Source organism: Pseudomonas fildesensis, assembly GCF_001050345.1.
In the GTDB taxonomy this organism is placed as follows: domain Bacteria; phylum Pseudomonadota; class Gammaproteobacteria; order Pseudomonadales; family Pseudomonadaceae; genus Aquipseudomonas; species Aquipseudomonas fildesensis.
The window spans coordinates 46,717-72,917 of the sequence record NZ_LFMW01000024.1 but is presented as its reverse complement, the minus strand read 5'-3'; the positions used below and the strand labels follow the sequence as shown (position 1 = coordinate 72,917).

Below are 26,201 nucleotides of genomic sequence, written 5' to 3'. Positions count from 1 at the left end.
TTTCCAGGCGGTTTGTTTCGTAGTTGGTGGTGCTTGCATTAGTCCTCGACGGAGTATGAATCCGGTCGTCACCCCAAAATTGCGCTGCAACAGGCAATAAAAGCGCCTTACTATGTGTGCTTTGAATTTGCCCAAGGCTTGCCCATGACCATCGAGATTCGCCCCGCCGTGCCCAGCGATGCTGCGCAGATCCTGACGTTCATCACCGAGCTCGCCGAGTTTGAGAAGGCCCGCCATGAAGTGATCGCAAGCGTGGTGGATATCGAGCGCAGCCTGTTCAGCGAGGGCGCTACCGCCCATGGGTTGATCTGTTCGCGGGACGGCTTGCCGATCGGGTTTGCGGTGTTCTTTTTCAGTTATTCCACATGGTTGGGCAGTAACTGCCTGTACCTTGAAGACCTGTACATCAACCCGGAACAACGCGGTGGCGGGGCGGGCAAAAAGTTGCTGCGCCATTTGGCGAAGATTGCCTGCGACAACGGTTGCGGGCGCTTCGAATGGAGTGTGCTGGACTGGAACGAACCGGCGATTGCCTTCTACAAATCCATCGGCGCGCAGCCGCAGGAAGAGTGGGTGCGTTATCGCATGGAAGGCGATGCGCTGCGCGATTTTGCTCAAGGTTGATTGCTCATAAAAACCGGCCATAGCGCCTGATGCCATTCAATTAAAGGTAAACACCGTACCTGTGGCGAGGGAGCTTGCTCCCGCTGGACTGCGCAGCAGGCCCATTTTTAGGGTCGCTTCGCGCCCCAGCGGGAGCAAGCTCCCTCGCCACAGGTACAGCGTTCGCTTTTGACTGTTTGGCATTGGTCCTGAAACGCTGGTTTTTTTGTGTTTTATCTCACTATATGGGATGCAAATTTATATATTGAGATATTTCAGGGTCTGGGTTTATAGTCGGCTGCATCAGCACTCACTACCAAAAATAAAACAGGTGAAGCGATGCAGGCACAACCGCTGTCATTACCCGCCGTACCCGAGCCGACTTACGGCGAGCGGCTGAAAAACAAGGTGGTGATCATCACCGGCGCCGCCCAGGGCATTGGCGAGGCGATTGTCGCCTGTTTCCAGGCCCAGCAGGCGCGTCTGGTCATCGCGGATATCCAGGGCGAAAAGGTCGAGAAAGTCGCCGCTCACTGGCGCGAACACGGTGCCGAGATTGTCGCGCACCCCGTCGATATCACTTCAAAAGACCAATGGCAGGCGCTGGTCAATCTGGCTATCGAGCGCTTCGGTCGCGTGGACGTGCTGGTCAACTGCGCCGGGGTCAATGTGTTCCGCGACCCGCTGGAGATGACCGACGAAGATTGGCGCCGCTGCTTTGCTATCGACCTCGACGGCGCCTGGTACGGTTGCCGTAGCGTGTTGCCGCACATGATTGAGCAGGGCATCGGCAACATCATCAACATCGCCTCCACCCATTCCAGCCACATCATCCCCGGCTGTTTTCCCTACCCCGTCGCCAAGCACGGCCTGCTCGGGCTGACCCGTGCCCTCGGCATCGAATACGCGCCCAAGGGCATCCGCGTGAATGCCATCGCGCCGGGCTATATCGAGACCCAGCTCAACGTCGACTACTGGAACGGTTTCGCCGATCCCCACGCCGAGCGCCAGCGCGCGTTCGACCTGCACCCGCCCAAGCGCATCGGCCAACCCATTGAGGTGGCTATGACGGCGCTGTTTTTGGCGACTGACGAGGCGCCTTTTATCAATGCAACCTGCCTGATGATCGATGGCGGGCGTTCTGTGATGTACCACGACTAAAAACAACAAGAGGTGCCCCATGCGTGTAAAAAACAGGTTCAAGAAGACACTAGGCGCCTTGGCGCTCGCGATGGCTTTCAGCGGCATCGTATCGGCCGAAGAAGTGAAGATCGGCTTCCTGGTCAAACAGGCCGAAGAACCCTGGTTCCAGACCGAATGGGCTTTCGCCGAAAAAGCCGGCAAGGACCAGGGCTTCACCGTGATCAAGATCGCCGTGCCCGACGGCGAAAAAACCCTGTCGGCCATCGACACCCTCGCCGCAAACGGCGCCAAGGGTTTTGTGATCTGCCCGCCGGACGTGTCCCTCGGCCCGGCGATCATGGCCAAGGCCAAGCTCAACGGTTTGAAAGTGCTGGCGGTGGATGACCGGTTCGTCGACGCCAAGGGCAAGCCCATGGAAGACGTGCCCTACGTCGGCCTCGATGCCTACAAGATCGGCCAGAAACAGGGTGAGGCCATGGCCACCGAAGCGAAAAAACGCAACTGGGACTGGAAAGAAACCTACGCTGTCATCAACACTTTCGACGAGCTGGAAACCGGCAAAAAACGCACCGACGGCTCGGTAGAAGGCCTCAAGGCTGCAGGCCTGCCCGCCGACCATATCCTGTTCAGCGCACAGAAAACCCTCGACGTGCCGGGCAGCATGGACTCCACCAACTCCGCCCTGGTGAAACTGCCCAGCGGCGCAAAAAACCTGATCATCGGCGGCATGAACGACAGCACCGTGCTCGGCGGCGTCCGCGCGACCGAAAGCGCCGGCTTCAAGGCGGCGAATGTGATCGGTGTCGGTATCAACGGCACCGATGCCATCGAAGAATTGAAAAAAACCGACACCGGCTTCTACGGTTCGATGCTGCTGAGCCCTGACGCGTCGGGCTACAAAACCGCGACGGCGATGTTCGAGTGGGTCACCAAGGGCATTGAGCCCGCCAAGTTCACCGCCCTCGACAACGTCACCCTGATCACCCGCGCAAACTTCAAGGACGAGTTGAGCAAAATCGGGCTGTGGAAATGACCGGCGCGGCCCTGCGCTTCAACGGGATCGGCAAGGAGTTTCCCGGGGTGAAAGCCCTGGCGCAGATCAGCTTTGAAGCGCGGCCGCACTCGGTGCACGCGCTGATGGGCGAGAACGGCGCCGGCAAGTCGACGCTGTTGAAAATCCTCGGCGGCGCCTACCTGCCAAGCAGCGGCACAGTGCACATCGGCGAGCAGACCATGGACTTCAAATCTGCGGCCGACAGCATCGCCAGTGGTGTTGCGGTGATCCACCAAGAGCTGCATCTGGTGCCGGAAATGACCGTCGCCGAGAACCTGTTCCTCGGGCATTTGCCGTCGCGCTTCGGTGTGGTCAACGGCGGTTTGCTGCGCAAGCAGGCGCTGGCGTGCCTCAAGGGCTTGGCCGATGAAATCGACCCGCAGGAGAAGCTCGGGCGATTGTCGCTGGGCCAGCGCCAATTGGTGGAAATCGCCAAGGCGCTGTCTCGTGGCGCCCATGTGATTGCGTTCGATGAGCCCACCAGCAGCCTCTCCGCGCGGGAAATAGACCGGTTGATGGCGATCATCACGCGCCTGCGCGACGAGGGCAAAGTGGTGTTGTACGTGTCGCACCGCATGGAAGAAGTGTTCCGTATTTGCGATGCGGTGACGGTGTTCAAGGACGGCCGCTACGTGCGCACGTTTGACGACATGGCCACGCTGACCCACGACCAGTTGGTGACCTGCATGGTCGGGCGCGACATCCAGGACATCTATGACTATCGCCCGCGCGAGCAGGGTGACGTGGCGCTGAAAGTCGACGGTTTGCTCGGCCCGGGCTTGCGTGAGCCGGTCAGTTTCCAGGTGCACAAAGGCGAGATTCTTGGGCTGTTCGGGTTGGTCGGCGCGGGGCGTACCGAGTTACTGCGGTTGCTCAGTGGCCTCGAACGCACCACCGCCGGGCACCTGGAACTCTGCGGGCAAACCCTGCAATTGCGCTCACCGCGCGACGCCATCGCCGGTGGCGTGTTGCTGTGCCCGGAAGACCGCAAGAAGGAGGGCATCATCCCGCTCGCAAGCGTCGCCGAAAACATCAACATCAGTGCCCGTGGCGCTCATGCCGCGTTTGGCTGGCTGTTGCGCGACGGTTGGGAGAAGGGCAATGCCGACACGCAGATCAAGGCGCTGAAAGTCAAAACGCCGAACGCCGAACAGAAAATCATGTACCTGTCGGGCGGCAACCAGCAGAAGGCCATTCTTGGCCGCTGGCTGTCGATGCCGATGAAGGTCTTGCTGCTGGATGAACCGACGCGCGGCATCGACATCGGCGCCAAGTCGGAGATCTACCAGATCATCCATAACCTGGCGGCCAGCGGCATTGCGGTGATCGTGGTGTCCAGCGACCTGATGGAAGTGATGGGCATCTCCGACCGCATCCTGGTCATGAGCGAAGGCGCCTTGACCGGCGAATTAACCCGCGACCAAGCGGATGAAGCACGGTTGCTGCAACTGGCACTCCCGCGTACGCGGGCTTGAAGAATTCGAGGGCACAGGTATGTCTCAGGTAAAAACTGCAAAGGGCTTTTGGCCGGGTTTCAACCAGCGCAAGTTTCTGGATGATTGGGTGATGCTGTTGGCCGCGTTGGGCATCTTTGTGCTCAGCGCGCTGTTTATCGACAACTTCCTTTCACCGCTGAACATGCGTGGCCTGGGCCTGGCGATTTCCACCGTGGGCATCGCGGCGTGCACCATGCTGTTCTGCCTGGCGTCAGGGCACTTCGACTTGTCGGTGGGCTCGGTGATCGCCTGCGCCGGCGTGGTGGCGGGGATCGTGATTCGCGACACCGACAGCGTGGTGCTCGGCGTTTCGGCAGCGCTGGCCATGGGCCTGGTGGTAGGGCTGATTAATGGCATCGTCATCGCCAAGCTGCGCATCAACGCGTTGATTGCGACCCTGGCGACGATGCAGATCGTGCGGGGCCTGGCCTACATCTTCTCTAACGGCAAGGCGGTGGGGGTGATGGACGAGCGCTTCTTCGTGTTCGGCAACGGCCAACTGATGGGCGTGCCGGTGCCCATCATCATCACTGTGCTGTGCTTTGTGTTCTTCGGCTGGCTGCTCAACTACACCACCTACGGGCGCAACACCATGGCCATCGGCGGCAACCAGGAAGCAGCGTTGCTCGCCGGGGTGAACGTCGACCGCACCAAGATCATCATCTTTGCCGTGCACGGTTTGATCGGGGCGCTGGCCGGGGTGATCCTCGCCTCACGTATGACTTCGGGCCAACCGATGATCGGCCAGGGCTTCGAGCTGACAGTGATTTCCGCCTGCGTGCTGGGCGGGGTGTCGTTGAGTGGCGGCATCGGCATGATCCGCCATGTGATCGCCGGTGTGCTGATCCTGGCGATCATCGAGAACGCGATGAACCTGAAGAACATCGACACCTTCTACCAATACGTGATCCGGGGTTCGATCCTGTTGCTGGCGGTCATCATCGACCGTATGAAACAACGCTAGGTTGCCGTTGACATGCTTTCTGTGGCGAGCGGTGCTTGTTGTGGCTAGTGAGGTTGTGGTGGCGAGCGGGATTGTTGTGGCGAGCGGGCTTGTCCCGCGTTGGGGCGCGAAGCGGCCCCAGTAAAGTCACCGCGATTTGTCTGGTAAAACGCGGCGCTTGGTTTTAGGGCCGCTTCGCTGCCCAACGCGGGGCAAGCCCGCTCGCCACAACAAGCAAGCTCGCCACCACAACATGCTTGCTCGCCACAACAGGCCCCACAGACCATAATGCTCGCCGTTTTCGTACCACCACATAGGCTCGATATGCAGGAAAACGCCCACATTCCCGTCAAAGACGCCGCTCCCACCGGCACCCAGACCCTGCTGCGTGGCCTGGGCGTGGTGCAAGCAGTGGCGGCCGGTGCGCGGGATCTGAAAGAGATCGCAAAGCGCATCGGCACCACCCGCAGCACCACGCACCGCCTGGCCAGTTGCCTGGTGGAAGAGCGTTACCTGCGCGTTGTGCCGCAAGTCGGCTACCTGCTGGGGCCGAAGCTGATTGAGCTTGGGTTTCAGGCGCGCGAAGAGCTGCCGTTGGTGACCCTGGCAGTGCCGTACCTGGACGAGTTGTCGGCGCTTACCGGCGACACCATCCACCTGGCGATTCGCGAGTACGACGACGTGCTCTACCTGCACAAGAACCCTGGCCGCTACGGCCCGGAAATGCGCTCGCGGGTTGGCCATCGCATGCCGCTGGCGCGCACTGGCATCGGCAAGGCCTTGCTGCTGGATGAGAGTGTGGAGGAGTGGCAGCGCCTGTACGAAGTCAGCCTGCCGACGGGTGGGAAAAACCTGCAATGGCCGCAGCACCCGGAGCAATCCTGGGCGCAGTTCGAGCAGCGCATGCGTGAATACGTGGTGGGCGATTATGCGTTCGATCTGGAAGACAACGAACCGTCGATCCGTTGCGTCGCGGCCCCGGTGCGCGATGCGAGCCGGCGAATCGTCGCCGGCATCAGCATTGCCAGTACCGTGCCCTATATGCCGCTGGAGAAAATGGCCGAGCTGATTCCGGTGATCAAGCAGGTGGCAGCAAGGCTTTCAGCGGAGTTGGGCGCGAAGGCTTGATCAGGCCTTCAAGGTCGCCATGTCGATCACGAAGCGGTACTTCACATCACCGGCAATCATGCGGGTGTAGGCTTCGTTGATCTGGCGGATGTCGAGCATTTCGATGTCGCAGGTGATGCCATGCTCGGCGCAGAAATCCAGCACTTCCTGGGTCTCGGCAATGCCGCCGATCAACGAGCCGGCCAGCACTTTACGGCCCAATACCAGCTTGGCAGCATTGACGGGCGGGTCCACCGGCTCGATCAAACCGACCAGGATATGCACGCCGTCAAAGCGCAGCACGTCGAGGTAGGGGTTCAAGTCGTGCTGCACCGGGATGGTGTCCAGCAGGAAGTCGAAGTGCCCGGCAGCAGCTTTCATCTGTTCGGCATCGGTGGACACGATCACGTGATCGGCGCCCTGGCGACGGCCTTCTTCGGCCTTGCTCGCGGAGCGGGTGAACAGCGTGACTTGCGCGCCCATGGCCTTGGCGAACTTGATGCCCATGTGGCCCAGGCCACCCATGCCGAGGATGCCGACTTTATCGCCGGCTTTTACGCCGTAGTGCTTGAGCGGCGAGTAGGTGGTGATGCCCGCACACAGGATCGGCGCGGCGCTGGCCAGGTCCAGCTTGGCCGGGATCTTCACCACGAAGTGCTCGCTGACCACGATGCTGTCGGAGTAGCCGCCCATGGTGTTGCTGCCATCGACCCGGTCCGGGGTGGCGTAGGTCATAGTCGGGCCTTCGAGGCAGTATTGCTCCAGGTCCGATTTGCACGCGTCGCAGTGACGGCACGAGTCGACCATGCAGCCCACGCCGACCAGGTCGCCGACTTTATGCGCGGTGACGCTGGCGCCGACGGCGGTGACCTTGCCGACAATCTCGTGGCCCGGCATCAAAGGGTACACGGCGATGCCCCATTCGTTGCGCGCCTGGTGAATGTCGGAGTGGCAGACGCCGCAGTAGAGAATCTCGATCGCCACGTCATCGGCGCGAGGGCTGCGGCGTTCAAAGGACATGGGGGCGAGGGGGGTGGTGGCCGACTGGGCGGCGTAACCGATAGCGGTGTACATGAGCAAACCTCGCAAAAACAGTGACAAGTGAGGTGGGCCATTTTCCGCGCCGACCCTCCGGACGGCCATGGCGATTGCTCCGAGTCTCATGCCTAAAGCTCCGGAGGAGCAGCTAAAAGCGTCAAGTCTCGAGCTGCACGCTATAAACTGCACGCTCTCTTGCAGCTTGAGGCTTGAAGCTTGCAGACGGCCAGATCAGAAAATTCCCGAGAACTGCTTTTATGTTGTTGACCCGCCACCTCGACGCCAACGCCACGCTGGTTTCCTTGATCGAGAGGCTGACGCCTTGCGACGGCTTCTCCCCGACCAACCTGCCTGGCGTGCAAGTGCTGCGCGCCAGTTGCGACGTGGCGCGCGGGCCGCAGATCTATGAGCCGAGCCTGATGTTCGTTGCCCAGGGCAGCAAAGTCGCTTATCTGGGGCCACGGACGCTGGAGTATGGCGCCGGCCACTACCTGATCCAGGCGATGCCGGTGCCGTTTGAGTGCGAGACGTTCGCCCTGGCGCCCGATGCTCCGCTGCTGGGCATCACGGTGGGGATTGACCGGGTGGTGCTGGGGGAGTTGGTGATGGCCATGGGCATTCAGGCCGGGCCGCCGCCAACGGCGCAGACCCTGGAGTCGATGAGTTCGGTGGTGCTCGATGATGCGATGCGTGGTTGTGTCGAGCGGCTGCTGCAGTGCCTGCACGATCCGCTGGAGAGCCGGATCATGGGCCCGGCGCGGGTGCGCGAATTGTTGTTCACGGCGTTGCGCGGGCCGCAGGCGGATGTGTTGCGCGCGTTGGTGGAGCAACAGGGCCAGTTTTCGCGTATCGCCACCTCGTTGAATCACCTGCATGCCCATTACGCCGAGCCGCTGAACATCGAGACACTCGCCGGTTATGCGCACATGAGCGCGTCGACGTTTCATGAGCATTTCAAGCGTTGCACCTTGTTGTCGCCGGTGCAGTACCTCAAGCGTTTGCGCCTGCTCAAGGCCCAGCAGTTGCTGCTGGTGCAAGGCATGGGCGTGGCGCAGGCGGCGCACAATGTGGGGTATCAGAGTACTTCGCAGTTCAGCCGGGAATATAAGCGCTATTTCGAGCGTAACCCAGGTGAAGAGCGCGCTGCATAATCCTACTGAACCGTGGGATTAAAAATGTGGGAGGGGGCTTGCTCCCGATGGCGGTGGGTCAGTCACAGATGTACTGACTGATCCACTGCCATCGGGAGCAAGCCCCCTCCCACATTTGACCGAATCGCTCGCACAAAAAAGGCCCTCGTTTGAGAGCCTTTTTGGTCAAGCAGCCGCCTTACATATTCGGGTAAGTCGGCCCGCCCGCGCCTTCCGGCGTAACCCAAGTGATGTTCTGCGAAGGGTCCTTGATGTCACAGGTCTTGCAGTGCACGCAGTTCTGGGCGTTGATCTGGAAGCGCTTCTCGCCGTCTTCCTTGGTCACCACTTCATACACACCAGCCGGGCAGTAGCGCTGCGCCGGTTCATCGTAGAGCGGCAGGTTGGTGCTGATCGGGATGCTCGGATCCTTGAGCTTCAAGTGGCACGGCTGCTCTTCTTCGTGGTTGGTGCCGGAGATGAACACCGAGCTCAGCTTGTCGAAGCTCAGCTTGCCGTCGGGTTTTGGATAGTTGATCTTTTTGCTGTCTTTGGCCAGCTTGAGGCAGGCGTAGTCCGGCTTGGTGTCGTGCAGGGTGAACGGCATCTTGCCGCCCAGGATGTTCTGGTCGAACCAGTTGAAGCCGGCGCCGATGATCGGGCCGAACTTGTGCATTGCCGGGCCGAAGTTGCGGCTGGCGAACAGCTCTTCATAGAGCCAGCTGGATTTGAAACTGTCGACGTAGTTGGTCAGTTCGTCGCCGCCTTCAGAGTCGGCGAACAGGCGCTCGGAGACGGCGTCGGCGGCCAGCATGCCGGACTTCATCGCGGTGTGGCTGCCCTTGATCTTGGCCACGTTCATGGTGCCCAGGTCACAGCCGATCAATGCGCCGCCCTTGAACACCATCTTCGGCAACGAGTTGATGCCGCCTTTGGCCAGGGCACGCGCGCCGTAGCTGATGCGCTTGCCGCCTTCCAGGTACTGGGCCAGCACCGGGTGATGCTTGAGGCGTTGGAACTCGTCGAACGGCGACAGGAAGGTGTTGCTGTAGGACAGGTCGACGATAAGGCCCACAACCACCTGGTTGTTTTCCAGGTGATAGAGGAACGAGCCGCCGGTGTTCTCGTTGCTCATGATGTCCAGCGGCCAACCGGCAGTGTGCACCACCAGGCCTGGCTGGTGTTTGGCCGGGTCGATTTCCCAGATTTCCTTCAGGCCGATGCCGTAGTGCTGGGCATCGGCGTCGCTGTCCAGGTTGAAGCGCTGGATCAGTTGCTTGCCGATGTGGCCACGGCAACCTTCGGCGAACAGCGTGTACTTGCCACGCAGTTCCATGCCCGGGGTGTAGACGCCTTCTTTCGGGTTGCCTTCGCGGTCGACACCGAGGTCACCGGTGATGATCCCGCGTACCACGCCGTTTTCGTCGAACAACGCTTCCTGGGCGGCGAAGCCCGGGTAGACTTCCACGCCGAGGTTTTCAGCCTGCTGGGCCAGCCAGCGGCACAGGTTGCCCAGGGAGATGATGTAGTTGCCTTCGTTGTGCATGGTCTTGGGCACAAAGAAGTCAGGCACCTTGGTGGAGGTGTCGGCGCTGCGCAGTACATAGATGTCATCGCGCACAACGGGGGTGTTGAGCGGGGCGCCGAGCGCTTTCCAGTCCGGGAACAGTTCGTTCAGGGCGCGGGGTTCAAACACGGCACCGGAGAGGATATGCGCGCCGACTTCGGAGCCTTTCTCGACCACGCAGACGCTGATTTCCTTACCGGCTTCGGCGGCCTTCTGCTTCAGTCGGCAGGCGGCAGACAGGCCCGCCGGGCCGGCGCCGACGATGACCACGTCGAATTCCATGTATTCGCGTTCCACAGGCTATCTCCTACTCAAGGCTCAACAGGCTTTTTTTCTAATGGGTGGAGGTTCGGTGTCGCGTCCGCCATCGCTGCATCTAAGGGCAGGGGATGACCCACCTTTCTCTCTAGGTGGCGCATTATATCTACACCACTGGCAGCGTCCAATACAAACGTTTGTTTGAATTGCCCGCAGGCTAGATAAATCAAAGCAACGCGGCTTATGACTGACCATTTTGCTGTATTGACCAGAATAGGTGTTCCGGTCAATATACGGTCGGTTTTGCGCTTACCGTAGGCAGACTGCAGGTTTCAAGAGCACGTCCAAAGACAGGCTAAAGGCATGTGTGCCAAACGATGGCACGCAGTTTACACGCCGCGATAAAGAATGACCTCTCGGTCACCACTGACGAACGGTCATCGCTATCCCATGTGCGTCAGTCCGCTGAGGTTTTTGGAGGTGCCCTTGTGTGCCGATGAGCATCAAACCGCCAGGTTCGCCTAGGCGACTTTCTTTTCACCGGAGAGTAACGAGGAATCCATGAAGGTTCTTGTAGCTGTCAAACGCGTTGTCGATTACAACGTGAAAGTTCGCGTCAAGGCGGACAATTCCGGCGTCGACCTCGCTAACGTCAAGATGTCGATGAACCCTTTCTGCGAAATCGCCGTGGAAGAAGCCGTACGCCTGAAAGAGAAAGGCGTGGTAACTGAAATCGTCGTGGTTTCCATCGGCCCGACCACTGCTCAAGAGCAGCTGCGTACCGCGCTGGCACTGGGCGCCGACCGCGCCGTGCTGGTTGAGTCCGCTGAAGAGCTGACCTCCCTGGCCGTTGCCAAGCTGCTCAAAGCCGTTGTCGACAAGGAACAGCCTCAGTTGGTGATCCTCGGCAAACAGGCCATCGACAGCGACAACAACCAGACTGGCCAGATGCTGGCTGCACTGACCGGTTACGGCCAGGGCACCTTCGCCTCGAAAGTCGAAGTGAGCGGCGACAGCGTTGCCGTCACCCGCGAAATCGACGGCGGCGCACAGACGGTTTCCCTGAAACTGCCGGCCATCGTCACCACCGACCTGCGTTTGAACGAGCCGCGCTATGCGTCCCTGCCAAACATCATGAAAGCCAAGAAGAAGCCTCTCGAAGTGCTGACTCCGGATGCTTTGGGCGTTTCCACCGCCTCCACCAACAAGACCGTGAAAGTTGAAGCGCCGGCTGCACGCAGCGCAGGCATCAAGGTCAAGTCGGTGGCTGAACTGGTCGAGAAACTGAAAAACGAAGCGAAGGTGCTTTGAATTGGGGAGCCGAATCATGACTATCTTGGTACTCGCAGAACACGACAACAAGGTGCTGGCCCCGGCCACCCTGAACACTGTCGCCGCAGCCGCCAAAATCGGTGGTGATATCCACGTTCTGGTCGCAGGCCAGAACGTTGGCGCCGTGGCTGAAGCCGTTGCAAAAATCGCTGGTGTGAGCAAAGTATTGGTCGCCGATAACGCGGCCTACGCTCACCAGTTGCCGGAAAACGTTGCCCCTCTGATTACTGAGCTGGGCGCCGGTTACAGCCACATCCTGGCTGCCGCGACCTCCAACGGCAAAAACATCCTGCCGCGCGTTGCTGCGCAACTGGACGTTGACCAGATCTCCGAGATTATCTCGGTAGAAAGCGCCGACACCTTCAAGCGCCCGATCTATGCCGGTAACGCTATTGCCACCGTGCAATCGACCGCTGCCATCAAAGTGATCACCGTGCGTGCCACCGGTTTCGACCCGGTTGCTGCTGAAGGTGGTTCGGCTGCTGTTGAAGCCGTTGCGGCTGCCCACGACGCTGGCATTTCCAGCTTCGTTGGCGAAGAACTGGCCAAGTCGGATCGTCCTGAGCTGACCGCTGCCAAAATCGTCGTTTCCGGCGGTCGTGGCATGCAGAACGGTGACAACTTCAAACACCTGTACGCCCTGGCCGACAAGCTGGGCGCTGCGGTCGGCGCTTCCCGCGCGGCCGTCGACGCAGGTTTCGTACCCAACGACATGCAGGTCGGCCAGACCGGCAAAATCGTTGCGCCACAGCTGTACATCGCCGTCGGTATCTCCGGCGCGATCCAGCATTTGGCCGGTATGAAAGACTCCAAAGTGATCGTTGCGATCAACAAGGACGAAGAAGCACCGATCTTCCAGGTGGCTGATTACGGCCTGGTGGCGGATTTGTTCGAAGCCGTACCTGCGCTGCAGCAGGCACTGTAAGGATCCAGCGGCAGGCGAGCAAAGAGTTCGTCTGCCGCAGGCTCAGTCGTACGAACCCTTGCCAGGCATTGTGATGCCATGCAAGTTGACTTTGCGGTATAGCGTTGCACGGGAAATCCCCAGTTCTCGCGCGGCCAACAGCGGTTTCCAGCGATTGCGCACAAGTGTGTCAATCAGCGCCTGGCGTTCCGGGCTGCCACTGACGGTCTCCGGTCCCTTTACCGGCGCACTCGCACCGAGTGTCACTGGCAGATCATCCACTCCGATCACCGGGCTTTTACACACGGCACACGCGTATCGCAGCACGTGGTGCAGTTGTCGCATATTGCCCGGCCAGCTGTAATTCAACAGCATTTCCAGTGCAGATTCGCTCAGTTCCACACGCTCGCCGGAGCGCTCGCACTCGTCGTTCAGCAGTGTGTTGATCAACGCCAGTTTGTCTTTGCGTTCACGCAGTGGCGGTATATCGAAGCGTGCACCGCTCAGGCGGAAAAACAAGTCTTCACGAAAGCTGCCGGCTTCAACCAGCGTGCCAATATCGCGGTGGCTGGCACAAACCACCTGAATATCGATGGCCTGGGTGCGTGCACCGCCCAACGGCGCCACTTCACCTTCGCTGAGTACTCGCAATAGGCGGGTTTGCAGGGCAAGGGGCATGTCGCCGATTTCATCGAGAAACAACGTGCCGCCGTCAGCCTGCTGCAACAGACCCCGCATGCCTTTGGTCGAAGCGCCGGTAAAAGCGCCAGCGGCATAACCGAACAATTCACTCTCAATCAAGCTTTCGGGAATCGCTGCACAGTTCACTGCGACAAAGGGCTTGTCTCGACGTTTGCTCGCGGCATGCAGTTGCAGGGCAAAAAACTCTTTGCCCGCACCGGTCTCACCATGGATCAGCACAGGCAAACCGCGATCCTTGACGCGTACCGCCAGCTCCATCGCCTGCGCAACCTTGGGGTCCAGCGCTGAGGACGGGCTGCTGGCCAGTGGGGAGCTTATGGGGCGGCGGGGCGCCTTGAGGCGCACGTGCAACCCCATCGACGGCAAAAAGTGGATGTTGTCGTCCCCGGCGGCGGGCAGCTTTGCTGAGGCAAAGGCTTCGTCAATATGGGCGGGGATTCGGCCACAACGCTGTAACAGCAGTCGCCGCGCTGCGGGGTTGAGAGCTTTTATGCGGCCATCCCGGTTCCAGGCGAACAGGCATTGCGGTTGGCTGTCGACGTAACCCGGCAGGGGGTGTGCGCGTAATACCCAGAGGTCTTGGGTGCTGTACATGAAGTACGCATTTTCGAGTTCGGTAGCACTTTGAATGACCATTTGCCGAATCAAATGCTGACTACGCCGGTCATCCGGAGCACGCACTGAAGAAACGTCCAATACCGCCAGGATCTCGCCGCTGGGTGAAAATATCGGCGCCGCAGAGCAGGTATTGCCAATAAACGCTGCACGGAAATGATCGAGCTTGTGCACGGTGACCGGCAATTTGTCGATTAGCACCGCGCTGACAGCCGTCGTGCCTTCTTCTTTCTCCGACCAGCAGGTGCCGACGTCCATGCCGGAGCGGCGGTACTCGCCGCGCAGGGCCGAGTCGATCCGGTAGTCGACGGTACATCCCTGCGTATCGGTGAGCATCACACAGTAGTCGGCGTCGCGAACGCGACTGTGCAGCCGTGACATTTCATCACCTGCCAGGTGCAGGAAATCGTCCACTCGCTGGCGGTGCTCAATGATCTGGTGAGCCTCCAGCACCCTGGGCCCCTGTAAGGACCCCGGGTCGAGCTTGTAATGCTGTACCGAGCGACGCCAGGAATCGAGGATGGCGTTGGGCACCGGCAGCGTCGGGGCATTCTGGGCAGTGCGCAGTACGCGACTCACGTGTTCCACATGAGTCTTCGAAAAACCAGAGGACATGGTACCTCCGAAGGTTAGATCTTATTTTTCTGTTGATGGCCATTAAAGGCGGCTTGGCCAATCCCTTCAAGCTGATTCCGTCAGCCGGTGCCGGTGAGACATAACCGCTCAGCATTCGCAGCGTCCCACGGGAGACACGAGCGGTTATGTCTTGCGGCGGCTGGCATGGTGGTTGTGAAAAATTACGTGTTTAGCGCTCTATTCCGGGCGTTGTGGCCGGGTATCCAAGTGTTGGCATCCGACTTGCTCTGTCAGTCTCAGCAGGCCGCGTCGAACGGTCGCATCTCAACAACAATAAAGACAGAGGCAGTACATGAGCGAATTCAACGCTGTGAATTTCTCCCTGGACGGCAAGGTTGCCCTGGTAACAGGCGCTGGCCGTGGCATTGGCCAGGGTATTGCGCTGAGCCTCGCCCAGGCGGGCGCAGACCTGGTGCTGGCCGATTACGACTTGGGAATCGCGCAAGAAGCTGCCGCCTTGGTCCAGGCCCAGGGTCGTCGGGCTGTGGCCCTGCAAGTTGATGTCAGCAAACCCGAGAGTGTCGCCAGTTTGATCGAGCAGGTCAGGGCGCAATTTGGCCGTCTGGATGTGGCGGTCAACAACGCAGGCGTGGTCAGCCTCGGTCGTGTCGATGAGTTGGCCGTCAGCGAGTGGGACCGCATCATGAACATCAACGCCCGTGGCGTATTCCTCTGCTGCCAGGCCGAACTCAAACTGATGCGCGAGCATAACTTCGGCCGCATCATCAACTTGGCCTCGATTGCCGGCAAAGTCGGTTTCCCGGACCTTTCCCATTACAGCGCCTCCAAATTCGCCGTGATTGGCTTTACCAACGCCTTTGCCAAGGAAGTTGCCCGCGAAGGCATCACGGTTAACGCCCTTTGCCCTGGTGTGGTGGGCACTGGTATGTGGCGCGGTGATGAGGGGCTTTCCGCGCGTTGGGCGCAACCCGGCGAAACCGAAGTGCAATCCTGGGAGCGGCATCAGTCCAGCCTGCTGCCTCAAGGGGAAGCGCAAACCGTGGAAGACATGGGCCAATTGGCTGTTTACCTGGCGTGCGCGCCACACGTTACCGGGCAGGCGATCGCTGTTGATGGCGGCTTCTCGCTCTAACTGACCCCGTTCACTAATCAAGTTTATGTCCGCTGAATCCATATTCAGGGGAGCGGATACGGCTTGCCTGCAGCTTTGTATTTGAGTTGAAGCCTGCAGGCGCATTGATCGAAACAGGAGAACATAATGACAACTACAGTTCTGGCCAAACGTTCCGTTGGCACCGACGTTATCAACTACGACGCCATTGTGATCGGCGCAGGTTTCGGCGGCATTTACATGCTCAAGAAATTGCGTGATGAATTGGGCTTGAAAGTGCGCGCCTTCGACAAGGCCGGCGGCATCGGCGGTACCTGGTTCTGGAACCGCTACCCCGGCGCGCTATCCGACAGTGAATCGTTTGTCTATTGCTTCTCCTGGGACCGCGAACTGTGTCAGGAATGGGACATCACCACGCGTTACCTGACCCAGCCGCAGATCCTGTCCTACCTGAACCACGCGGTGGATCGCCATGACCTGCGTCGCGATATCCAGCTCGAAACAGGCATTACCGCCGCCGTGTTCGACGAGCAAAGCAGCCGCTGGCTGGTCACGGCCGATGACGGTCATCAATACAGCGCCAAGTACCTGGTAACGGCGCTGGGCCTGTTGTCCGCAACGAATGTGCCCAAGATCAAAGGCCTCGATCAGTTCAAGGGGAGCATGTATCACACCGCCAACTGGCCCGCCGATGCGGTGCTGGAAGGCAAGCGCGTAGGTGTGATTGGTACGGGTTCGACAGGTTGCCAGGTCATCACCGCGATCGCACCGAGCGTGGGCCACCTGACCGTATTCCAACGCTCCGCTCAATACACCGTGCCAGTGGGCAACGGCCCAGTCAGTCGCGACTACGTCGACGACATCAAGCGCAACTACGACGCCATCTGGCAGGAAGTGCGGTCGTCGCGTCTGGCGTTCGGCTTCCCCGAAAGCGACATTCCCACCATGAGCGTGGACGCTGCTGAACGCAAAGCCATCTTCCAGCGTGCTTGGGATGGGGGCGGCGGCTTCCGCTACATGTTCCAGACCTTTAACGATATCGCCACCAGTGAAGAGGCCAATATCGAGGCGCAAAACTTCGTTCGCGAGAAAATTGCCGAGATCGTCAAGGACCCGGAAACGGCACGCAAGTTGATGCCCAGCGATCTCTACGCCAAGCGCCCTCTGTGCGACAGCGGCTACTACGCAACCTTCAACCGTCCCAACGTGTCGCTGGTGGACGTCAAGGCCAACCCGATCGAAGAAATTACCGCCAAGGGCATTCGCACGGCCGACGGCATCGAACACGAGCTTGATGTGCTGGTGTTTGCCACCGGTTTTGACGCCGTGGACGGTAACTACAAGCGCATCGATATTCGCGGCCGCGATAACGTCTCGATGAAGGATCACTGGGCTGATGGCCCGTCCAGCTACTTGTCGGTGGCCACCGCCAAGTTCCCGAATATGTTCATGATCCTGGGCCCTAACGGTCCGTTTACCAATCTTCCACCGACGATTGAAACCGAAGTGGAGTGGGTCTCCGATCTGGTTGGCTTCATGGAGCAGAACGAGTTGGCTTGCGTGGAACCCTCTGCGCAAAGCGAACAGGAGTGGGGCAAGACCTGCCAGGACATTGCCGATCAAACGCTGTTCGCCAAGACCGACTCGTGGATCTTCGGCGCCAATATCCCCGGCAAAAGCAACAAGGTGTATTTCTACATGGGGGGCTTGGGCGCCTTCAACGAACATTTGGCAGCGGTCAAGAACGATGACTACCGGGGCTTCAAGTTCAAGGCCGTCAGTGTCGAAGGCGCGACCAAGCGTCGCGTAACGGAGAACCTGCAATGAACTTGAACAACCCCGAACTCATGCGTCATAAAGCCTTTATCGACGGTGAGTGGCTGGCTGCAGACAACGAAGCCACGATCACGGTGAGCAACCCGTCAACGGGCGCTACCATCGGCGAGGTGCCGCGCATGGGTAAGGCTGAAACACGCCGGGCCATCGCAGCTGCTGAGCACGCGCTGCCAGCCTGGCGTGAGCTATCTGCAAAGGCCCGCGCCAATGCGTTACGCCGCTGGTACGACTTGATCATTGAAAACCAGCATGACCTGGCGCACATCATGACGCTGGAGCAGGGCAAGCCGCTGCCTGAGGCGCTGGGTGAAATCGTCTTCGCCGCCTCTTATATCGAGTGGTATGCGGAGGAGGGGAAGCGGGTCTACGGCGATATTATTCCAGGTGCAACGGACAAACGCTTGCTGGTCATCAAACAGCCCGTAGGTGTATGTGCCGCCATTACGCCGTGGAATTTCCCCAGCGCAATGATCACCCGCAAAGCTGGGCCAGCGCTGGCAGCCGGTTGCACGATGGTCATAAAGCCGGCCTCCCAGACGCCATTCTCGGCATTGGCACTGGTGTACCTCGCCGAACAGGCAGGCATTCCTAAGGGCGTGCTGTCAGTGGTCACCGGCGCCGCTGCAGAAATTGCTGAGGAACTGACCAGCAACCCGGTCGTGCGCAAGATTTCCTTCACGGGGTCCACTGAGATTGGGCGCCAGATCATGGAAAAGTGCGCTCACGACATAAAGAAAGTCTCTCTGGAACTGGGCGGCAACGCGCCCTTTATCGTGTTCGAGGATGCCGATCTGGACGCTGCCGTAGAAGGCGCACTCGCATCGAAGTTTCGCAATGCAGGGCAGACCTGCGTGTGTGCCAACCGCCTGTATGTGCACGACAAGGTCTATGACGCCTTTGTCGACAAGCTCGCCTCGGCAGTTGGCGCGCTGAAGATAGGCGACGGGTTTACCGAGGGCGTCACCCTTGGGCCGCTGATCGATGGCAAGGCCGTCGCCAAGGTGCGCGAGCATATTGAGGATGCGTTGGCCAAAGGCGCCAAGGTAGTTCAGGGCGGTGGTGCGCATGCCCAAGGCGCCAATTTCTTTGAACCGACAATTCTGGTGAATGTGCCGGACACCGCTCGGGTCGCCAAAGAAGAGACGTTCGGTCCGCTGGCGCCGGTCTTTCGCTTCTTCAATGACGCCGAAGTCATCGCTAAAGCCAACGACACCGAATTCGGCCTGGCGGCGTATTTCTACACCGCGAACCTGAGTCGGGTGTTTCGTTTGGGTGAGGCGCTGGAGTACGGCATCGTCGGCGTCAACACCGGGATTATCAGTTCCGAAGCCGCGCCGTTTGGTGGGGTCAAGGCGTCGGGTGTCGGCCGGGAAGGTTCCAAGTACGGGCTGGAGGATTACCTGGAGATCAAATACTTGTGCCTGGCCGGCATTTGATCTGTAGCGACCCATTTTTCAACTGATTGCTTTCTTGTGTGACCGCAAGGGCGCTGCCCTGCGGTCCGGTCAACGCTGTGTCGTAAAACATAAAAACAATAGGATAAATCGACATGAACATCGCTTGGAAATTGCCGCTGGGGCTCGGGCTCCTGTCATGCATCGCCGTGCCTGCCTCTGCCGACGACGCTTCTTCGAAATGGGGAACCGGAGATTGGGGAGGAGTACGCAGTGAGCTACTGGAGCAGGGCGTTGACGTGATTGTCGGTTACGTCGGCGAAGCCGCCACCAATGTCCACGGGGGCTATAACCATGACCGTACAGCGCGCTACACCGCGCAGTGGGCACTGGGCACTCACCTGGATCTGCAGAAGTTACTCGGCTGGAGTGACGCCGAGTTCCAACTGCTGGTGACGGAACGCAACGGCAACAACCTCTCCAACGAGCGAGTTTCTGATCCGCGTGCGCCACAGCTCAGTTCGGTGCAGGAAGTGTGGGGCAGGGGGCAGACCTGGCGCCTGACCCAGATGTGGTACCGCCAGAAATTTTTCAACAGCGCCCTGGATCTCAAGTTCGGCCGTGTGGGCGTCAATGAGGACTTCGCCAGTTTCCCCTGCGACTTCCAGAGTCTGTCGTTTTGCAGTGCCCCCATCGGCAACGTCGCTGGGGATATCTGGTACAGCGGGCCCGTGAGCCAGTGGGGCGGACGCGTGCGCTATAACCTCGATGAACACTGGGCGGTGCAGGTCGGGGCGTATGAGCAAAACCCGTCGTACCTGGAGACAGGCAACGGTTTCAAGCTCAGCGGCAGTGGCACCAAAGGCGCGTTGGTGCCGGTGGAGGTCATCTGGAAGCCATTAGTCGGCAAGGAAGCCTTACCCGGTGAATACCGCCTGGGTTACTACCACAGCAGTGCCAGCGCCAACGATCTGTACGACGACGTCAACGGTAACCCGCAGGTGTTGACCGGCCAGGCGCCAAAGTCCCGCAGCAGCAAACATGGTGCATGGATCATTGGCCAACAGCAGCTCACAGCCCATAACGGCGATGCCTCGCGCGGTCTGAGCGTATTTGCCAGCCTGACCGTGCACGACAAGGCTACCAGTGGTATCGAAAGCTTCCAGAATATCGGCGCGGTCTACAAAGGCCCGTTTGATGCGCGACCCAAGGATGACATAGGCGTGGGCATCGCACGCCTCAAGGTCAACGACGACGTCACCAAGCGCCAGCGCCTGATCAATGACAGCACGGGCATTAGTGATTACGACGACCCGCAGTACGTTCCAGTGCAGCACAGCGAATACAACATCGAACTCAATTACGGCGTTCACGTGACCAATTGGTTGACCGTGCGCCCGAACGTGCAGTACGTGCGCAATCCAGGTGGCGTCTACGAGGTGGACAATGCCTGGGTCGCCGGCGTGAAGCTGCAGGCGAGCTTCTAAGCCTGGGCAGATGTGTGAGCAGTCTTTAACCCCCATCACGAATAAGAAGGAACACCCGAATGAGTAAGTCCTTGGGAAAAGTTGCTTTTGTAACCGGTGCCGGTCAAGGGATCGGAGAGGCCATTGCCTTGCGGTTGGCGGCAGATGGTTTCGCCGTAGCCTGCGCCGATATGAATCTTGAAACAGCCGATCAGGTTGCTGAGAACATCAGGAAAACGGGCGGCAAAGCCCTGGCGATAAAGGTCGATGTGGCCGATCGCGAGGATGTTTTCAAGGCCGTGCAGACAGCGGTGGATGGCTTGGGTGACCTGCATGTGGTCATCAATAACGCGGGCATTGCGCCAATTGCTCCAATTGAAGCGATTACACCAGAGATCTATCGACGAACGTTCGACATCAACGTGGGTGGTGTCCTCTGGGGTATACAGGCGGCAGTAAAGGCGTTCAAGGCGTTAGGTCACGGCGGCAAAATCATCAGTGCTTCCTCGCAGGCGGGTCATATCGGCAATCCCGACCTGGCGGTGTACGGCGGGACTAAGTTTGCCGTGCGTGGCATCACTCAGACAGCGGCCCGTGAATTGGCGCACCTGGGTATCACGGTAAACGCCTACTGCCCTGGCATCGTGAATACACCGATGATGCGCAAGGTTGCCCAGGACGTGGCCGATAACGCGAACCAAAGCATTGAATGGGGGATGGAACAATTTGCCCAACACATCACCTTGAAGCGACTTTCCCAGCCCGAAGATGTGTCGGCCTGCGTTTCGTTCCTGTCCGGCCCTGACTCCGACTACATGACCGGTCAGGCCGTGATCATTGATGGCGGAATGGTATTTAACTGATTCGTCATCAGCGCAGTGGAGCGCTCAAGCGTGCACACGTTGAGCGTTTTACGCATGTGACGTGAGGGAATGAGATGACTATTACCAAAGGCATTGCATCGCCGGCCAAATTTCTGGTCCAGGCCGATGCGCTGGTGGATTTAGCGATACATGGCAAAGCCTACGGGGCCAATGCCTATCTGATCTGCGATCAATTTATCGTCGGCCGGGTTCATGAGAAAGCGATGCCGGGGTTCAACAACGAACAACGCGCAGAGTTGGCCGTGTTTGGCGGGCAGTGTTCCGACAGTGAAATCAACAGGCATTTGGAAGCCGCGCGTGGGGCTGATTATGTAGTGGGCATAGGCGGCGGAAAAACTTTGGATACCGCCAAGGCAGCGGCACATTTCCTGGGAAAACCAGTGTTGATCCTGCCTACGTTAGCCTCCACGGATGCGCCCTGTACGGCGATTTCGGTGATTTACAACGACGACGATACGTTTAACCGCTACTTGTTCTTATCCAAAAACCCGGACGTTGTTCTAGCCGACACACGTATTCTGGCCGAACAACCCCCGCGTTTTTTTGCTGCAGGCGTGGGTGACGGTCTGGCCACGTACTTCGAGGCGCGGGCGTGCTTTGCCGCGCAGCGTGACAATCTGATCCTGGGCAACGACGGCAAGATGCTCAAACCCACATTGATCGGGTTCGCAATCGCCAAAACGTGCTACGAGACCATCAAAAAGTACTCGGCCCAGGCGGCATTCGCGGTGCAGAAGAAGGCCATTACCGCCGCCCTGGAGAATACGATTGAGGCCACCATCTACATGTCGGCTGTCGGGGCTGAGTCGGGTGGTTGCGCCGCTGCGCATGCGATCCATAACGGCATGACCAACGTGCATGATCTGCACGGCGCTCAGCACGGAGAAAAGGTCGTGTTCGGCCTGTTCACCCAGCTTGTGATGGAAGCTGCGCCTATGGCTGAAATCGAAGAAGTGGTGGACATTGCGATAGCCGTCGGTTTGCCACTGACGCTCGAAGACTTGGGGCTCAAAGAGTTCAAAGAAGCTGAGTGGAGAAAAGTTGCCGAGTTGGCCTGCGATAAAAACGACACGATGCACAACATGCCTTTCACGGTGACGCCGGACCTGGTGTATGACGCGATCGTGGCGACGGACGCATTGTTGCAGGCGTTCAAGCGACAAAAGGCTGCGCACTAGCCATTTGATTGAGTACCCGTTTTGAGGCGTCCATAGCGCTGAAACGGTTTGGCGCCGTCAATCGTTCAAACCGATTGGCGGCGCCTTTTTTTGAGCGCAGACCTGTTGGTCACCCGTGTTACTTGGCGTGCGCCACGCCTTTGAGCTTGGCGACTTGGGTTGCCAACACATCCATCAAGTCCGGGGACAGGCAGTCGTAGGTCTCCAGGCCGATTGAACGCAGATGCGTGCGGATGCCCTTCATCTGCTCAGGAGGCGTGCCGGTTTCTATAATCGAAGACACAAACGCCGCGAACCCCGGAGCAGCCCAGCCAGCCTGTGGCGACAGTTCAGTGTGAACGAAGTCCAGGCCGTAGAAGGCGTGATCCTTGTTCTCGATACGCCCGTACATGTGCGCGTGGCACGCGGTGCAGGCGTGGCGCTGAATGGCTGCGTTCTCATCCACAATAGCGAGCTTGTCTGCATGTGCAGTGACGCTGACGGCATCACGCGGCACCACCGCAATGACGGCAAATGTCGCGCCCGCCGGTTTCCAGCATTTGCTGCAACCACAGGCATGGTTATGCAGGGTCTGAGCCGCGATGGTCACTTCGACCTTATCCGCGGCACACAGGCACTGCAATGTGCCCCCGGTAAAGTCAGAGGCAGCAGGGGATAGACCGTTATCCAGTGATGGATGAAGTTTGATATCGCTCACTGTGTATCTCCAGATCGTTAAGGAACTCGAAATGACCCGAAGGGCTTGCCGCCCCTGGGCTTCACGTCAGTACTTGATGACGGTGCGGATCGACTTGCCTTCATGCATCAGGTCGAACGCTTCGTTGATGCGTTCCAGTGGCAGGGTGTGGGTGGCCGCTGCCAGATGCTGGACGAGCAAGGTCGTGGCCGAAGAGGCGATACCCGGCAGGTCGTGATGCTCGGCGACCCAGTAACGTTTGTAACCATGGGCTTCCACATGTCGCGCCAGTGCGACCGAGTCATCCAGTGTGTCAGTGAAGGTTTTACCTTCGCCAATCATCATCAGGTCAAGCACAGAGAGGGCAGTCATTGCAGGCTCCTTTTTCATATCAGGTAGAGCGGGCGTTACAGCGATGAAAAGTCAGACCAGTGCGGATGACGTTCCAGGCGGCGATCAATATCGCGAAGGGTTGCCAGGCAGCGTTGCAGTTTCAGGTAAATATCGCCGCCGTAGTCCCAGCCGAGCACGCCAATGCTGCCTGTGTATCCGACACTGTCCAGCGCCGCGACCACGGCAAAGTTGTCCAACTCTCCACGATCAACCGGCTCCATCGTGGCCACGCCGCCCCAGCCCAGTTCGCTGAGCGCGCTGCCTGAAAGTACAACTTGCATCAACCAGGGTTGCATGGCTTCAAGGCGCTGCTGAAGTTCGCCTTCCCCACTTGCATACCAGTGATAGCCGTTGAACGATGCGCCCAGGCGCGGATGAGCGAAATATTCACAGATCTGCACCACTTGAGCCGTGGTCTGGGTGACGTGGTGAAGATGTGGATACAGCGCGATTCTTAAGCCGCGACGTTCCGCGATGGGCAGCAGCGACTCGATGAACCGCATAATGGCCTGGCTGCCGTTGACTGAGGTCTGGACCGCCAGTTCGATGAGTTCCACCCCTTCGACGCTTTCGATGATTCGCCTTATGAGGTGATCATTGCGGCCTTCGTGCAGCACCAAATACAGACCCTCCACGCGCAGGCCGTGCTGCTCGCCAACCCGCGGCAGCAGGCGCAGGTCAGTCAGCGGCGTGCCGCCCCAGGCTGAAACAGTGAGACCGTCATAACCGAGTTCGGCGAGCATTTCGCACTGTGATTGGAAGGCATAAACGCCCATTGAAGAGTAAAAAAATGAATCGAGTGCATGGACGCGATGTGCCACGGTCTGTCTCCTCGCCTAGCGTGGCGTCTCGGTCAATAGGGCCCACTCAGGGTGTGCGGCCAGGCGTTGCTCCATGGAGCGAAATGCCGTGGCTGAACGGCGCAGGTTGCCGTAGACGTCACCACCCATACTTTGCCACCCCAGCACGCCGACACGCCCGGTAAAACCGCGGCGTTCAAGTGCGCCCAGCAGGACGAAATTATCCATCTCGCCTTCATCAAGCGGTTCGATGGTCGCCAGGCCGCCCCAACCCAATGGAGAGCGACGTGTGCCGGCAATGTTCACGTGCTGCAGCCAAGGCCACATCGCATCAAGGCGTTGTTCCAACGCTTGTTCTTCAGTGGCGTACCAGTGATAACCGTTGAACACGATATTGAGCAGGGGATGGTTGAACTCCCGGCACAGTGCGACGGCTTCCGAGGTCGTTTGCATGCCGTAGCGTGCGTGCGGATAAAGGTTGATGTTCAGGCCTCTGCGCTCACAAATGGGCAACAGGCGCTCAAGCATGCGACGGTCAAAATTGGTGACTTCATCACCTGAATGCAGCGCCAGTTCAATCGTGGTGCAACCTTCAAGGCTCTCGAAGACCTGGGTCACGAACGCTTCGAGGCCCTTGCGGTAGATCAAGTAGACCGCTCCCACGTCCAAACCCCAGGTCGATTTGACTTGAGGAATCGACTTCAGGTCTTGGCTCCACGCAGACATCGTCAAGCCTTGATAGCCAAGCTCGGCGAGCATTTCGCACTGTGCAGCCAAGGGATAGGTGCCCATGGCGGTCTGGAAGATGAAATCCATATGATGAAGGGCGCGATTCATTGGGCGGCCTGCATAGGTTGAGGGGCGACGGGGAGGGTGATGCTGGGAAAGTGCGGCAGTACGTATTGAGCCAGCTCATCGATGACTTCAGCGGCAGGGCGGCGTTGAGGTTTGAAGTGCAGGGCAACATGACCCACCCCCTGATCCTGCTGGCGTTTCCAGTGCTCGATCAGTGCATTGCGCCCTGCGCGCAGTACGCGTCCCGCCTGCACGGGATGGTCCGGGTCGCAATCCAGATCAAACAACGTGCCGTAGCCGTAGGGTTTGTGCACGTCGTTGCCACAGACTGCACGCCAGCGCTCGATCACCTGGGGAATCAACGCGGGGTTGGAGGTGTAGGAAAGAATCCCGTCAGTGTGCTCGCCGATCCATTCCAGCGACTGACCCGCATGGCCGACGATAAGGGTGGGCAAACGCGCCCCGACGGGTTTGGGAATCAGATCAATTTCACCGTTCAACTGGCCATAGAAACGCGATGTATGCTTGGCCCAGTGGCTTTGCGTGGTCGCGCGGATGATGCCCAGCGCATCCCGGAAACGTTCGGCGCGGTTATCAAAATCCAACCCGAACGCTGGGTATTCGATCGGCCGGTCGCCGGTGGCCAGCCCCAGAATGAATCGCCCGCCCAGCAGTTGATCCACGCTCGCGGCCTGCTTGGCAACAATCAGTGGGTCGCGCAACGGCAGGACGATACCCGCCGTGCCAATCGCAATTTGCTTGGTCACGGCAGCCAGGTAGCCTGCATAGACCAGTGGATCGAGAATCTGGCCGACGTCCCCGAAGTTGGGGTCATAAAACGGCACATCGCGTAGCCAGATCGCGGAGAATCCTGCTTCGTCTACGCGCTGAGCCATCTGCGCGTGATCCTGCAGAGTGGGGCCTGGGCTGTTGGGGTAGCTTTCCAGCGGGGCAATAAAACCGAAGGTCAAATGCCCTTGTTTAAATACGCGGGCATAGCCGGGGTGTTGCGCTAGCTCCGGGGCGATTGCGTGTGCGCGAGGTTGAGAGGTCATCGGGGTACGCTCGTAGTAGCGGATGGCGGTGACGTTGAAGGCGAGACGCGCTCCATAAAGTCACTATGGAGGGGACTATAGGCGCTATTATGTGAAAGAAAAATAGGATGAAATTCCGATCATT

22 protein-coding genes and 2 pseudogenes are annotated in these 26,201 nt (G+C 59.2%); 15 read left to right on the top strand and 9 right to left on the bottom strand.

The window, feature by feature from the left end:
* The first annotated feature begins 144 nt into the window (after positions 1-144).
* The 6 genes from ACR52_RS26190 to ACR52_RS26165 all read left to right on the top strand — a co-directional run bounded on the left by ACR52_RS26190 (position 145) and on the right by ACR52_RS26165 (position 6,367).
* On the top strand, positions 145-624 hold the full coding sequence (locus ACR52_RS26190; protein WP_048731061.1) for a GNAT family N-acetyltransferase: 480 nt from the start codon (positions 145-147) through the stop codon (positions 622-624).
* A gap of 318 nt (positions 625-942) precedes the next feature.
* Complete coding sequence (locus tag ACR52_RS26185) at positions 943-1,764, top strand: SDR family oxidoreductase (protein ID WP_048730904.1); 822 nt, start codon at positions 943-945, stop codon at positions 1,762-1,764.
* A 19-nt stretch (positions 1,765-1,783) separates the two neighbouring features.
* Positions 1,784-2,779, top strand: a complete 996-nt coding sequence (locus tag ACR52_RS26180; RefSeq protein WP_048730902.1) for a substrate-binding domain-containing protein — start codon at positions 1,784-1,786, stop codon at positions 2,777-2,779.
* Positions 2,776-4,275: an L-arabinose ABC transporter ATP-binding protein AraG gene (araG, locus tag ACR52_RS26175; RefSeq protein WP_048730900.1), complete on the top strand. Its 1,500-nt coding sequence runs from the start codon at positions 2,776-2,778 to the stop codon at positions 4,273-4,275. Before ACR52_RS26180 ends, araG begins: the two co-directional genes overlap by 4 nt.
* A gap of 19 nt (positions 4,276-4,294) precedes the next feature.
* Entirely contained in the window at positions 4,295-5,260 is a 966-nt protein-coding gene (araH, locus tag ACR52_RS26170) for an L-arabinose ABC transporter permease AraH (RefSeq protein WP_048731059.1), read from the top strand.
* Positions 5,261-5,563: 303 nt separating this feature from the next.
* Positions 5,564-6,367, top strand: a complete 804-nt coding sequence (locus ACR52_RS26165; RefSeq protein WP_048730897.1) for an IclR family transcriptional regulator — start codon at positions 5,564-5,566, stop codon at positions 6,365-6,367.
* On the opposite strand, the gene ACR52_RS26160 is transcribed toward ACR52_RS26165, so the two are convergent.
* The gene (locus ACR52_RS26160) at positions 6,368-7,420 is read right to left on the bottom strand and encodes an NAD(P)-dependent alcohol dehydrogenase (protein WP_048730896.1); all 1,053 of its coding nucleotides are present in this window, start codon (positions 7,418-7,420) and stop codon (positions 6,368-6,370) included.
* 221 nt (positions 7,421-7,641) lie between these two features.
* Here ACR52_RS26160 and ACR52_RS26155 point away from each other — a divergent pair, with 221 nt between their 5' ends.
* Entirely contained in the window at positions 7,642-8,535 is an 894-nt protein-coding gene (locus ACR52_RS26155) for an AraC family transcriptional regulator (protein ID WP_048730894.1), read from the top strand.
* 178 nt (positions 8,536-8,713) lie between these two features.
* Here ACR52_RS26155 and ACR52_RS26150 read toward each other — a convergent pair whose 3' ends face one another.
* Positions 8,714-10,378: an electron transfer flavoprotein-ubiquinone oxidoreductase gene (locus ACR52_RS26150; protein ID WP_048730893.1), complete on the bottom strand. Its 1,665-nt coding sequence runs from the start codon at positions 10,376-10,378 to the stop codon at positions 8,714-8,716.
* A gap of 522 nt (positions 10,379-10,900) precedes the next feature.
* Here ACR52_RS26150 and ACR52_RS26145 point away from each other — a divergent pair.
* On the top strand, positions 10,901-11,650 hold the full coding sequence (locus tag ACR52_RS26145; RefSeq protein ID WP_048730891.1) for an electron transfer flavoprotein subunit beta/FixA family protein: 750 nt from the start codon (positions 10,901-10,903) through the stop codon (positions 11,648-11,650).
* Between the two features lie 16 nt (positions 11,651-11,666).
* Positions 11,667-12,596: an electron transfer flavoprotein subunit alpha/FixB family protein gene (locus ACR52_RS26140; protein ID WP_048730889.1), complete on the top strand. Its 930-nt coding sequence runs from the start codon at positions 11,667-11,669 to the stop codon at positions 12,594-12,596.
* A gap of 42 nt (positions 12,597-12,638) precedes the next feature.
* Here ACR52_RS26140 and ACR52_RS26135 read toward each other — a convergent pair whose 3' ends face one another.
* Positions 12,639-14,507, bottom strand: a complete 1,869-nt coding sequence (locus tag ACR52_RS26135; protein WP_048730886.1) for a sigma-54-dependent Fis family transcriptional regulator — start codon at positions 14,505-14,507, stop codon at positions 12,639-12,641.
* Between the two features lie 313 nt (positions 14,508-14,820).
* Between ACR52_RS26135 and ACR52_RS26130 the strand changes: the two genes are divergently transcribed.
* The 6 genes from ACR52_RS26130 to ACR52_RS26105 all read left to right on the top strand — a co-directional run bounded on the left by ACR52_RS26130 (position 14,821) and on the right by ACR52_RS26105 (position 22,358).
* Entirely contained in the window at positions 14,821-15,621 is an 801-nt protein-coding gene (locus ACR52_RS26130; protein ID WP_048730884.1) for an SDR family NAD(P)-dependent oxidoreductase, read from the top strand.
* A gap of 126 nt (positions 15,622-15,747) precedes the next feature.
* On the top strand, positions 15,748-17,427 hold the full coding sequence (locus ACR52_RS26125; RefSeq protein WP_048730882.1) for a flavin-containing monooxygenase: 1,680 nt from the start codon (positions 15,748-15,750) through the stop codon (positions 17,425-17,427).
* Positions 17,424-18,872: an NADP-dependent succinate-semialdehyde dehydrogenase gene (gene gabD, locus ACR52_RS26120; RefSeq protein ID WP_048730879.1), complete on the top strand. Its 1,449-nt coding sequence runs from the start codon at positions 17,424-17,426 to the stop codon at positions 18,870-18,872. The genes ACR52_RS26125 and gabD overlap by 4 nt, the downstream gene beginning before the upstream one ends.
* A 113-nt stretch (positions 18,873-18,985) precedes the next feature.
* Positions 18,986-20,317, top strand: coding sequence for a carbohydrate porin (locus ACR52_RS26115; protein WP_048730878.1), 1,332 nt, complete (start codon positions 18,986-18,988; stop codon positions 20,315-20,317).
* A gap of 59 nt (positions 20,318-20,376) precedes the next feature.
* Complete coding sequence (locus tag ACR52_RS26110; protein WP_048730876.1) at positions 20,377-21,159, top strand: (S)-acetoin forming diacetyl reductase; 783 nt, start codon at positions 20,377-20,379, stop codon at positions 21,157-21,159.
* Positions 21,160-21,233: 74 nt separating this feature from the next.
* Positions 21,234-22,358, top strand: coding sequence for a glycerol dehydrogenase (locus ACR52_RS26105; protein ID WP_048730874.1), 1,125 nt, complete (start codon positions 21,234-21,236; stop codon positions 22,356-22,358).
* A gap of 118 nt (positions 22,359-22,476) precedes the next feature.
* On the opposite strand, the gene gfa is transcribed toward ACR52_RS26105, so the two are convergent.
* The 6 genes and pseudogenes from gfa to ACR52_RS26080 form a co-directional block, all read right to left on the bottom strand.
* Positions 22,477-23,055: an S-(hydroxymethyl)glutathione synthase gene (gene gfa, locus ACR52_RS26100; protein ID WP_048730872.1), complete on the bottom strand. Its 579-nt coding sequence runs from the start codon at positions 23,053-23,055 to the stop codon at positions 22,477-22,479.
* 66 nt (positions 23,056-23,121) lie between these two features.
* Positions 23,122-23,208: pseudogene (locus ACR52_RS31450) on the bottom strand (hypothetical protein); the annotation flags it as partial.
* Positions 23,197-23,406 (bottom strand): annotated as a pseudogene (locus ACR52_RS26095) (LLM class flavin-dependent oxidoreductase); the annotation flags it as partial. The pseudogenes ACR52_RS31450 and ACR52_RS26095, both read right to left, overlap by 12 nt.
* A gap of 35 nt (positions 23,407-23,441) precedes the next feature.
* On the bottom strand, positions 23,442-24,248 hold the full coding sequence (locus ACR52_RS26090) for a sugar phosphate isomerase/epimerase family protein (RefSeq protein WP_048730868.1): 807 nt from the start codon (positions 24,246-24,248) through the stop codon (positions 23,442-23,444).
* 15 nt (positions 24,249-24,263) lie between these two features.
* Positions 24,264-25,064, bottom strand: a complete 801-nt coding sequence (locus ACR52_RS26085) for a sugar phosphate isomerase/epimerase family protein (protein WP_048730865.1) — start codon at positions 25,062-25,064, stop codon at positions 24,264-24,266.
* Positions 25,061-26,077 (bottom strand): LLM class oxidoreductase, encoded by a 1,017-nt coding sequence (locus ACR52_RS26080; RefSeq protein WP_048730863.1) that lies wholly within the window; start codon positions 26,075-26,077, stop codon positions 25,061-25,063. Before ACR52_RS26080 ends, ACR52_RS26085 begins: the two co-directional genes overlap by 4 nt.
* Positions 26,078-26,201: the final 124 nt, after the last annotated feature.